The 2,834-nt window shown below is 52.1% G+C and carries 1 protein-coding gene; it reads right to left on the reverse strand.

Annotation, left to right across the window (positions count from 1 at the left end):
* Nucleotides 1–2,834: condensation domain-containing protein (locus tag AC5V8P_RS24890; protein ID WP_495473990.1), on the reverse strand; the 2,834-nt coding region annotated here is incomplete at both ends.

The following is a 2,834-nucleotide window of genomic DNA, read 5'->3' on the forward strand; positions in this document are numbered from 1 at the left end:
GCTTACCTTCGAGCCGACCATCGACCACCAGAACAGCTCCCACACCGACACGTCGAAGGTGAAGGCGGTCTTTTGCAAAATGGTATCTTCCGCGCTCAAGCCGTAACGATCATGCATCCACAAAATCCGGTTCAGCACGGAATGGTGCTCTACCATGACGCCCTTCGGTTTTCCGGTCGAGCCGGACGTATAGATGACGTACGCAACATGGTGCGGTCCGGCCAGGGGCTCCAGATTCGAACCGTCTTCGTCATAAATGTGCTTGCCACCCTGCTCCTGACGATCCAGCACCAACACCTGGCCGTTGAAACTCAGCGATGCTTGCTCCGCCAGATGCGATTGCGTCAGCACCAGCTTCGCGCCTGAGTCCTCCAGCATAAAGCGGATGCGGTCAGCCGGATATTCCGGATCAATTGGCACATAAGCTCCGCCGGCCTTGAGGATCGCATAGATGCCCACGATCATGTCCAGTGAACGGTGGACCAGAATGCCCACAGGCTGATCCGGTTCTACTCCTTCCGCACGCAAGGTGCGTGCCAGACGGTTGGCTCGCTCGTTTAGCTCACGGTAGGTCAACGATTCCGCTCCGCACAACACCGCCACTTGCTCCGGCGTATTCGCAGCCTGCTGCTCGAACAGACTGCTTAGCGTTTGATCCTGCGGATAGGCTGCTGCTGTATCTCCCCATACCTGCACGATTTGCGCTTGCTCTTCCGCTGTCACTAGTTCCAGCTCATCCACACGGATATGCGGATGGTCAATAATCTGCTCGATCACATGTAGTACATGTCCCCGCATCCGCTCGATCGTAGTCCGGTCGTACACATTCGCGTTGTACCTAAACATGATGCGGAAGGTTTCATCTGGCATCACAATCAAGTCCAGATCATAGTTCGTCTGCTCAACCACCTCTACATTCGTAATTTCAAATGCAGACGGACGAACTTCGCCTAGCTGCTCGACTTGCTCCTCCACCGGATAATTTTCAAATACCATAATGTGGTTGATCAGATGCTGCTTCTGCTCGGTCAGCGCCTGAATTTCATACAGCGGGAAGCTGTCATAGACTCCTGAGGCCAGCGCTTGTTCCTGCGTGTTCCGCATAATGTCCACAAACGTGGCATTTCGTTCACTTTGAATCCGCACCGGTATCGTATTAATGAACAGACCGATCATATGCTCTACACCGGCAATATCCGTCGGACGTCCAGATACCACACTGCCGAACACAACATCCTCATTGTTATTATATTTCTGTAAAATAACGCCCCACACACTCTGCATCAGCGTATTGATCGTGACCTGCTGCTGCTTGGCAATCCGGTACATGGCTTCGCTCCACGTTGGATCCAGCTCTACCGTTATTTTTTCAGAAACATATTCGTCGCTTGCTGCCTTGGATACCGTATGCTCCCTGCGGTCCACCACGTGATCTTTCGTTGCAGTATCCGATCCAGGCAGCAATGTCTGCTGTTCAAAGCCCGCTAAATAGCTGCTCCAATACTCTTTTGCCGCATGTTCATCCTGACGCTCCAGCCATTCGATATAGTGGCCATACGGTGTGATCGGAGCAAGCTCCGGCTGTTTCTGCTCCAGCAGTGCAAAGTACGTTCCAAATACTTCCCCTGTAACGAGCGATAAGCACCAGCCGTCCATGATAATGTGATGGAAGCTCCAGACCAAGTGATACGTTTCTTCATCGGTCTGCAATACCTGTACACGCATCAGCGCATCCGTACCGAGATTAAAGCCCCGAGCTTGATCCTCCTGCTTCAACTCCTGGATATACGCCTGTTGCTCTGCTTTCGGCATTTTGCGTATATCTTTGAAAGAAAGGTCGCTATCTTTGTGACGAAATACCATCTGCAATGGCTCCTGACCGTGTCCGGTCTCAAACCGATGGAAATTCGTCCGCAGCGCTTCATGACGCTGTGTCAGCAGATCCAGACTCTTGCGGAAAATAGCGACATCAAAGCTGCCGTGCTGATCAAACGACGCTTGCTGGAAGTAGGCGCCTGAGTCCGGTTCCATCAGGCTATGGAACAGCATCCCCTTTTGCATCGGAGAAAGAGCATACACATTTTCCAGCTCACCCACAGAAGCCGTTTGTTTCGTCAATTGTTCCAGCTGTTCCAACGATAAGCCTTTAAACAAGATATCGCTTGACGTTAGCTCACTTCGCTCTTGAGACGCGCAATGCTTGATTACTTCCTGCAAGCTTTCCTGCAGCAGCCGGGCAAACTTCTCTACATTTTGCTGATGATATACGTGGCTGTCATAGCGAATTTCCAAGGTCAGCACGCCTGCTGTAATCATGCCGTTCACATTCAGCGGCTGCTCCAGCACGGTGCGGTCACTCAGCGGCTCTCCACCTGGATGTGAAGACAGCGTGATTTCTCCATGTTCCAAGTCCTGATCAAATTGACCCAAATAGTTAAAGCTGATCTCAGGCTGCAAAGTTAAGAATGGATCGGCGTCATCTGAAGACATATACTTCAGAATACCGTAGCCAATGCCCTTACGCGGCACATGACGCAGGTCCTCTTTTACCTGCTTGATGCGCTGTCCTACTTCTGATGTTCCATCCACATCCAGCAGCACGGGATATTGGCTTGTAAACCAGCCCACCGTACGTGTGATGTCGATATCTGGAACGATGGCTTCCCGGCCATGACCCTCCAGATTGACCAGTACACGCTTCTGCCCGCTCCAGTTGTATAATGCACTGCCGAGTGCGGTTAGCAGCAGATCGTTGACCTCGGTGTTGTACGCCCGGTGCGATTCCTGAAGCAGCAATCGGGTTTCCTGTTCGCTCCAAGCCACGGTCACCGTCT

The sequence above is a fragment of the Paenibacillus sp. N119s genome (genome assembly GCF_059447605.1).